Source organism: Candidatus Paceibacterota bacterium, assembly GCA_028714275.1.
In the GTDB taxonomy this organism is placed as follows: Bacteria; Patescibacteriota; Minisyncoccia; order Phycocordibacterales; family CAINVO01; genus CAINVO01.
On the sequence record JAQTMP010000037.1, the window covers coordinates 1 to 7,771 of the forward strand.

Annotated in this window: 10 protein-coding genes and 1 tRNA gene; 4 read left to right on the forward strand and 7 right to left on the reverse strand. The window is 41.9% G+C overall.

Going from position 1 to position 7,771, the window contains the following annotated elements; translation table 11 throughout:
* The 3 genes from PHF79_03415 to rpsT form a co-directional block, all read right to left on the reverse strand.
* The coding region (locus PHF79_03415) for an AAA family ATPase (protein MDD5318835.1) at positions 1-652 on the reverse strand (652 nt) is incomplete at its 3' end.
* Positions 609-989 carry a M48 family metallopeptidase gene (locus PHF79_03420; protein ID MDD5318836.1) on the reverse strand — a complete coding sequence of 127 codons (381 nt, stop codon included), beginning with the start codon at positions 987-989 and terminating at the stop codon, positions 609-611. The genes PHF79_03415 and PHF79_03420, both read right to left, overlap by 44 nt.
* Positions 986-1,249 (reverse strand): 30S ribosomal protein S20, encoded by a 264-nt coding sequence (gene rpsT, locus PHF79_03425; protein ID MDD5318837.1) that lies wholly within the window; start codon positions 1,247-1,249, stop codon positions 986-988. The genes PHF79_03420 and rpsT overlap by 4 nt, the downstream gene beginning before the upstream one ends.
* An 89-nt stretch (positions 1,250-1,338) precedes the next feature.
* On the opposite strand from rpsT, the gene ruvA reads away from it, so the two are divergent.
* Together ruvA and mutM are read left to right on the forward strand one after the other, a co-directional pair.
* The gene (gene ruvA, locus PHF79_03430) at positions 1,339-1,941 is read left to right on the forward strand and encodes a Holliday junction branch migration protein RuvA (protein ID MDD5318838.1); all 603 of its coding nucleotides are present in this window, start codon (positions 1,339-1,341) and stop codon (positions 1,939-1,941) included.
* Between the two features lie 20 nt (positions 1,942-1,961).
* Positions 1,962-2,870 (forward strand): DNA-formamidopyrimidine glycosylase, encoded by a 909-nt coding sequence (gene mutM, locus PHF79_03435; GenBank protein MDD5318839.1) that lies wholly within the window; start codon positions 1,962-1,964, stop codon positions 2,868-2,870.
* 27 nt (positions 2,871-2,897) lie between these two features.
* Here the strand turns inward: mutM and PHF79_03440 are convergent, their stop codons facing one another.
* On the reverse strand, positions 2,898-3,383 hold the full coding sequence (locus PHF79_03440; GenBank protein ID MDD5318840.1) for a TrmH family RNA methyltransferase: 486 nt from the start codon (positions 3,381-3,383) through the stop codon (positions 2,898-2,900).
* 62 nt (positions 3,384-3,445) lie between these two features.
* Between PHF79_03440 and PHF79_03445 the strand changes: the two genes are divergently transcribed.
* Entirely contained in the window at positions 3,446-3,856 is a 411-nt protein-coding gene (locus tag PHF79_03445; GenBank protein ID MDD5318841.1) for a DoxX family membrane protein, read from the forward strand.
* A gap of 110 nt (positions 3,857-3,966) precedes the next feature.
* Positions 3,967-4,039, forward strand: a tRNA-Lys gene (locus PHF79_03450).
* A gap of 106 nt (positions 4,040-4,145) precedes the next feature.
* Here PHF79_03450 and PHF79_03455 read toward each other — a convergent pair.
* The 3 genes from PHF79_03455 to tsaE form a co-directional block, all read right to left on the reverse strand.
* Positions 4,146-4,862: a hypothetical protein gene (locus PHF79_03455; GenBank protein ID MDD5318842.1), complete on the reverse strand. Its 717-nt coding sequence runs from the start codon at positions 4,860-4,862 to the stop codon at positions 4,146-4,148.
* A 43-nt stretch (positions 4,863-4,905) separates the two neighbouring features.
* The gene (locus PHF79_03460) at positions 4,906-7,350 is read right to left on the reverse strand and encodes a DNA polymerase (GenBank protein ID MDD5318843.1); all 2,445 of its coding nucleotides are present in this window, start codon (positions 7,348-7,350) and stop codon (positions 4,906-4,908) included.
* Between the two features lies 1 nt (position 7,351).
* A partial coding sequence (tsaE, locus tag PHF79_03465) for a tRNA (adenosine(37)-N6)-threonylcarbamoyltransferase complex ATPase subunit type 1 TsaE (GenBank protein MDD5318844.1) occupies positions 7,352-7,771 on the reverse strand: 420 nt, incomplete at its 5' end.

Below are 7,771 nucleotides of genomic sequence, written 5' to 3' on the forward strand. Positions count from 1 at the left end.
CACTCGTATTTATTTTAAGCATGCCGACACTAAAACAGGGCTTGAGGTGATCAAGGGTATCCTGAGACACATTATTATTGCGAATATCATTGAGCACCGAAAGTGAAATATCGTCACTTTGGCGGTGAGTTTCCTCTAAATAACAAATTTTAAATTTGGCCTGGCGCCAGACTTTTGAATGATAAATAAAACGGGCTTGCGGCTCACCTCGACGGGCAATTGGCGGCAGTTGAAAAAAATCTCCGCACAAAACCACTTGCACTCCTCCAAATGGCTCTTCATTTCCTTTGAAAATTTTTAAAACCTGATCTACCAGGTCAAGACGGAAATGATGGAGCATCGAGACTTCATCAATGATCAACACTTTCACTCTTTCAAACCGACTCCATAAATATTTCTTTTCCCGCATAGCTTCGATATCTTGAGGAGTGATTTTATCTCTTATCCCAATCCCTACCCAAGAATGAATCGTCACCCCGCCCATGTGAGTCGCGGCGATCCCGGTCGAAGCCGTCACCCCAACATCGATACCGTTCTCTCGCAAATATTGAATGTATTTATTGAGCACATAGGTCTTGCCGCTTCCCGCCGCCCCAGTCAAATACACACTATGTCCTAGTTTTAAAATATCCAACGCGGTGGCCTGAGTCATGGGAGGAGTATAACATTTTAAGCTCATTTCTGAGCAGCTTGAAATTCGGCAAAGTATTGGCTACCAAATCCCAAAATTTTTGAGAATGGTTGAACTGCCCCAGATGACAAAGCTCATGCACCACAATATAGTCTGCCAAATGTGCTGGCAGGAGAACTATTCTATAATTAAAATTTAGATTTCCTTTACTCGAGCAGCTCCCCCATCTAGTGGTCTGGGCTTTGATTCGGACTGTACCATACTTAAAATTATAAAACTGGTTGAAATATACTAGACGCGTATGCACAAGTAACCGAGCAGTTTCGGCATACTTGAGAAGAGAAGCTTTTTTATTTATTTTGCTTTCTTGATAAAAGCAGAGAGACGAGATTTTTTGCGAGCGGCTGTATTTTTCTTGATAAAGTTGGTCTTGGCTGCTTTGTCGATAGCTTTGTAAGCCAAGGAAAGCTTGGCCTGGGCTTCTTTTGCCTTGCCAGCGATAACGAGCTTTTTGATTTCCTTAGTGACAGTGTCTATATTTTTCTTGCTACGCATGTTGAAAACACGCTTTTTAGCTGAACCTCTAAGAGCTTTTTTGGCGGATGATGTGATTGGCATATGTAGCGAGAGAATAACACAAGAAGACTGTAGATGCAACGTTTGGTCAGCTAGATGCAAGGGTTTGGCTGGTTTGCTACAATACAGCCATGATTTCTCAGCTTACAGGCACAGTCTCTTATCACAACGAAAAATTTGCCGTTTTGAACGTTGGAGGAGTGGGTTATAAAGTACATGGGACTTTTGAAACACTCGAAAAAGCGGCTCTGCAGAGCCAAAAAGGTCCGGTGACAATCTGGACCCACCTTGTCGTCCGTGAAGACGCCCTCGATCTATACGGATTTTTAGAAAAGGAAGCTTTGGATTTTTTTGAACTTTTGATTTCTATTTCTGGCATCGGACCAAAGTCAGCTCTTGGTATTTTAAATGTAGCCACTGTTTCCGCTTTGAAAAAAGCCGTTTCTTCTGGCGATACTTCACATTTAACCAAAGTTTCCGGCATCGGGAAAAAGAATGCAGACAAAATTGTACTCGAACTCAAAGGTAAATTTGGGCTGGAAGGAAACGATGAGGCCGGTGACATCACTCTTCATGAAGAAGTCGACGCCCTAGAAGCTCTCAAATCTCTAGGCTTTGATCACAAAGCGGCTCGTGAAGCTCTAAAAAATATTCCTATCAAAACAGAGGGCGGATCAAAAGGTCATTCTACTAGCGATCGCGTCAAAGCCGCTCTAAAAATTTTGAGTAAGTAAACTAAAATAAAAACCAGATCATGCCAGAACTTCCCGAAGTCCACACCACTGCCACCATGCTTGATAAGTTTGTCAAAAACAAACGTATTTTGGATGTGTGGACGGATTATAAAAGCACTTACCACACAGGTCGACCAAACATAAAGGACCCAAAATACTTCTCAAGGTTTCGTAAAGAAGTTTCGGGTAAAAAAATCCTGCGAGTCCACCGTCGGGCTAAAAATGTCCTCTTGGACTTGGAAGATGGCCAGACAATCTTGATCCATATGAAGATGACCGGGCACCTTTTATACAGTCAATATATTTTTGATAAAAAGAAAAACAGCTGGAGCCCAAAGGATAAAAATGGCCTCTTTGCTGGGCCTTTCAGCCGTTTTGTGCATCTTGTTTTTAGTCTGTCTGACGGCAAACACATGGCTTTTTCGGATATGCGTAAATTTGCCAGTGTTTCACTCATCCCCGATCCTGCGACCCTCAAAAAAACTTTTGAAAAGGTAGGGCCGGAACCTCTGGAAAAAACTTTCACTTGGCAAACTTTGCGCGCTAGGCTGCTCCTGCGGCCAAAGGGAAAAATCAAAACTGTTTTAATGGACCACAACGTAGTGGCAGGGATCGGCAATATTTATTCGGATGAGATTTTGTGGGCTGCTCGTATTCACCCAGAGCGTAGAATCTCTACTCTTTCTGAAACAGATTTTCGGGAAATATTAAAATGGATCAAAAAACTTTTGGCCAAAGGGATTGATTTTGGAGGCGACTCAATGAGTGACTATCGCAACCCTCTCGGCGAACGAGGTGATTTTCAAAACCACCACAATGTCTATAGACGCAAAAATCTACCGTGTTTACGAAAAAGATGCCCTGGGACTATCCAAAGAAAAGTAATAGGCCAGCGTTCAGCTCATTTTTGCCCCGTTTGCCAAAAGTAAGCGTGATAAAAAAATCGATAAGAAAATTTAAATATTTAAAATCCTAAACAAAGCAATCCCAAAAGAAACGCTGACATTTAGAGATTCTTTTTTGCCTTTCATGGGTATTTCAGCTACCACGTCACATTGAGCCAAAAGTTGCTTCGACATACCCTTTACTTCATTTCCGACCAAAAAGGCCGTTCCGCGCCTCTCCCCTTTTTTATTTTCAGTTAATTTTACTTTTTTATAATCCACAGCTCGAACATGTTGCTCTATGGCTATAAGCTTCACCCTTTCTTTTTTTAAGTTTTTAATGAGGCTTGTCGGAGTTTTGGCATATACCCAAGGAATATTTTTTTCTGCCCCTAGGGCTGTCTTGGCAATGTCTTTTCTTTCTCGGCCAAACTTATCTACAGGCGTGGGTGTATAACCCGTTAAAAATATTTTTGAGACGCCCGCCGCATCGGCTGTTCTAAAAATAGACCCGACATTGTGGGTGCTGCGAATGTTGTGAAGAATTAGGAAAACCATGTCCCCATACTACCCTGACAATTCGCGCTAGCCAAGGTTTATATAAGTGCTATACTTTTTACATGAAAATCGTCAACATCTTTCCAGCTCTGCTTTCCTACGCTGTTTTTGCCCCTCTTATTTTGCGTCTGGCTCTTGGCTTTTTTATTTTGAAATTTGCCAAAAACAAGTTGGACAAAAACCAGGCTTCTTACGTCTCATTTTTTGAAACTTATGGTTTCAAGCCCGCACGCTGGTATGTGATAGCTTTCGGTGCCTTGGAAATAATAATTGGGATCTTTATTATTATCGGCCTTTATACTCAGATTGCGGCTTTGCTGGCTGTAGTTATATTTATAGTTTCTTTGATTGTCAGTCACAAAAAAACTCTTCCTTCGGCCACGCCTACCGCTGTCTATGCGCTTCTTTTGATTATCGCTCTTTTTTTACTTATCAATGGTGCTGGTTTGCCCGCTCTTGACTTGCCACTCTAAAATTAAAGGGGTGTCTTTCAAAACCTAAAGACCTTGGACTTTTTGGCTTTTTCTGGTATATTTTCAAACTATCTGCTATTAATTACAAACTGAGAGATAGCAAACAATTTCCGCCCGTAGCTCAGTCGGTAGAGCGGCTCCCTTTTAAGGAGATGGTCGTAGGTTCGATTCCTACCGGGCGGACATGAAAATAAAATAGGGCACTTATATATAAGTGCCCTATTTTATTTTTACCTCTGAACGGAGCGAGCCAACTGCTTGGCTCGCTGTAGGAATGAGATAGATCCATTTATATTTCCAACACAAACCTCTCCAACTCCACCAAAAAATCCGCTTCCCCTCTGTGAGCCTGGTGATACATATCCACGAGTTTTTCAGAAATAGTTGTGAGCTCGCGGGTTGAAAAATTACCCGCATACTGCTTCGCTTTTTTATACACAAAAGGATTAAGGCCCGTCTCAGCAGCTGATTTTGCTCCACTAGCCAAAAGAATAGATTTGATCTGCCACCAGATCACCCCGTGAATTTCTTCGGCTGCAATCTCTCGATGAAGGGCTTCGTTAAATAAAATCCAAGCTTTCTTTTTATCTCGGGCCCCTAAAGCATCTGTCAGACCAAATAAATTGAACTGCTCTTTTTTTTCAGACAAAACTGGAGCGGAAATTTCATACACTTTAAAAGCATGCTTTTCAAGTTTTTTCAGCTCAGCTGCGAGGATTTTTTCTTCATATAAAACAAAAGCATGTTCAGCCTCAGCCAGCATTTTGAGGTTTTCAAAAACTGCCCCTTGAGCTCCCTCTGCACTTAAAACCCGGTCGAGTAAAACAATATATTTTGATTCAAATAGACCTTGAGCAGAAAGCAGACTAGAAAACTTATCGGCTGACCAAGATAGTTCTGAAAAAGTAAAAACTTCCGCTTCCGGACGCTTTTTTTGTAGGGCAGCCACGATGTCATGGGCTTTTTTTATTCCTTGGGGTGATGATCCTTTTACTACGTGCAGCATTTGTTTTGTATTTTTACTAATTTCACTTTTATGTTTTACCTTTTTACCCCTCCATCTCTCCCCAATTCTTACCCACGGCTACATTGACGACGATGGGCACACTCTTGGTATCCTTTAAAGACATGATATTACTCATGATTTCTTTAATCTTGCCTGAAAGTTCCTTTATCAGATCCTCCTCTATCTCGTACACTAGCTCATCATGCACTTGGAGCAGGAGCCGAGCTCGATCTTCATAGCCTGCTTTGACAAGATATTTATCTGTCTCTATCATAGCCAATTTTACAATATCTGCTTCGGTGCCTTGGATTGGAGCATTGATGGCCATGCGTTCGGCGGCGGCGCGGATAAACGGCAACTTGGACTTAATCCCCTCAAACCAACGTTTGCGCCCAAAAAAGGTCTCTGTGTAGCCTTGCCGCGCCGCCTCCGCTTTGACCCTGTCCAAATAATTCGCCAACCCAGAAAATGTCTGAAAATACTTTTCATAAAATTGCTGAGCTTCTTCCCGAGTACTCCCAAGATTGATTTTGAGTGCATTGACCCCCATACCATACAAAATGCCGAAGTTGATCACTTTGGCTTTGCGACGCATTTCTTTTGTCACCTTAGCAGGCTCAACCTCAAAAACTTGCGCGGCCACTGAAGTGTGGACGTCTTCCCCTTTGGTAAACACCTCCATCAATTTTTTATCTCCGGAAAGGAAAGCCGCTATCCGAAGCTCGATCTGAGAATAATCAAAAGCACACAAAGAAAAACCTTTTTCGGCCACAAAAGCGTGACGAATATTTCGTCCCAGCTCTGTCTTGATGGGAATATTCTGCAAATTTGGATCCTGTGAGGCCATGCGTCCTGTCGTACTCCCGGCTTGCAAAAATCTGGCGTGTAAACGACCGTCTTCAGACACCAGCGACGGAATAGTGTCTATATATGTAGATAAAAGTTTCTGGAGTTCACGATAGTTCAAGACATGCCCAATGATTGGATGGAGTTCGCGCATTTTTTCCAGTTCTGATTCTTTGGTAGACATAGCTCCGCCGGCTGTTTTTTTCTGACGGGCCAATTTTAAACCCATTTTTTGGAACAAAATCTCACCGAGCTGTTTGGGCGAATTAATATTAAATTCTTGGTCCGCCGCTTCCCAAATTTTTTTCTCGAGGATTTCCAATTCTTTGTGATATTCTTTTGAAAGTTTTTGTAGATAGCCTGTATCAACTTTTATGCCGTGGGTGTGCATTTTTTCTACGATGGGCATCAAAGGTTTTTCTATATTTTCAAATATTTTTTCTTCGCCGCGTTTTTTTAATTCACCAAAAATATACTCGCGGGCTTTTTCAAAGTCCTCCGTCCCTGCGTAATTTAAAATATCTTCAAGTTTTGGATTGGTAATATTTGAGTCAATAATCCAGAGGGCTACTGCTGTTTCTTTAAGCTTGTCTTGATCCAGGTTGTTGCTCTTTTCTTCATTCTCTTTTGGCTTTGAAGACTTACTCTCCTCAATATTTTCAGGCTGATTTTTTCCATTCATGACCTTGCACACTTGGTTGAAACGCTCACCCAAAGAGCGAAACTCTAACTCCTTAAAAAGGGCCGTGACTTTTTCTTTCTCCACTCCATCAATCCATCTTTTTTTAGGCACCCCCACATCTATAGGTGCATCCCGACGAATAGTGGCCAGCATCTTGCTAAACAAAGCCTCCTCCTCTCCTGCTTCGAGCAAACTAATAATTCGGTCTGTAATCCCTGCTTTTTTTATTTTTTCTTTATCTTTCTTTAGAACTTTATATATTTCTTCTATGCTTCCAAAAGTGGTGATGAGAGTGGTGGCTGTTTTTTCTCCGATTCCCGCTATGCCTATAATATTATCCGAAGGGTCGCCCCGCAGGCCTTTAAAATCAGGTAGGAGCTCCGGACCAAAACCAAAGCGAGCCTTCACCCCCTCTTCATCATAAATGATTGTATCCTTGATCCCTTTTTTGAGCGTATAAACCTGCACTTTTTTATCTGAAATAAGCTGCAGGGTGTCCATGTCTCCAGAAGCAATAAAAACTTTTCCTATGGCTTCTGCCAGTTTTTTTTCCTTAAAAGTTTTTTCCACAATTGTGCCTAGCATGTCGTCAGCCTCAAAACCCTCTTTTGAATACACTGGTATGTTAAAAGCCTCAAAAACTTTTTGGGATTTGATGATTTGCTCCACCAGGGCCGGATCACTTTTTTTTCGGCCTGACTTGTAGCCGTCATACGCTTGGTGACGATAAGTAGGGCTTGGTAAATCATAGCAAGCAAAAATATACTCTGGTTTGAGGTCGCCAATAATTTTTAAAAGCAACATGGATAAACCATACAGCGCTCCCGTCGGCTCGCCTTTACTAGAAGCAAAATCCGGCAAAGCATGGTATGCCCGATGCAAAATAGCGTGACTGTCGAGCAGCACTAGTGTGCCTTTTTTATTGACATCACTTTTTTTCTTTTTGTTTTCTTTAGTCATATTAAAAAGTTATGGCTCGGATCTGATCGTCCAGCCACTCAAACTTTACCTCTATCATATCCTTCGGCAAAATATCCGCCACTTTTTCAGGCCATTCTAGGATGATCAGATTCTTCAGATCGGCCAGAATATCTGCAAAACCCAGCTTTGAAAGCTCAGCTCCTCCCTCCAGCCTATAAGCATCTATGTGGATAAGCTGTGAGTAGTGTGTGGAAAACTTTGGATTTAAGATCTGATATTTTTTTTCGATTACAAAAGTGGGACTAGTCACCTGGTCCACTACCCCCAATTCTCGAGCAATAACCTGAGAAAAAGTAGTCTTGCCTGAGCCAAGAACACCCGAAAAACCAACGAGAGTGGCTCTATTCTCTGATCTATGTGCCACAATAAAATCCAACAAATCTTTAGCCATTTTATCCGT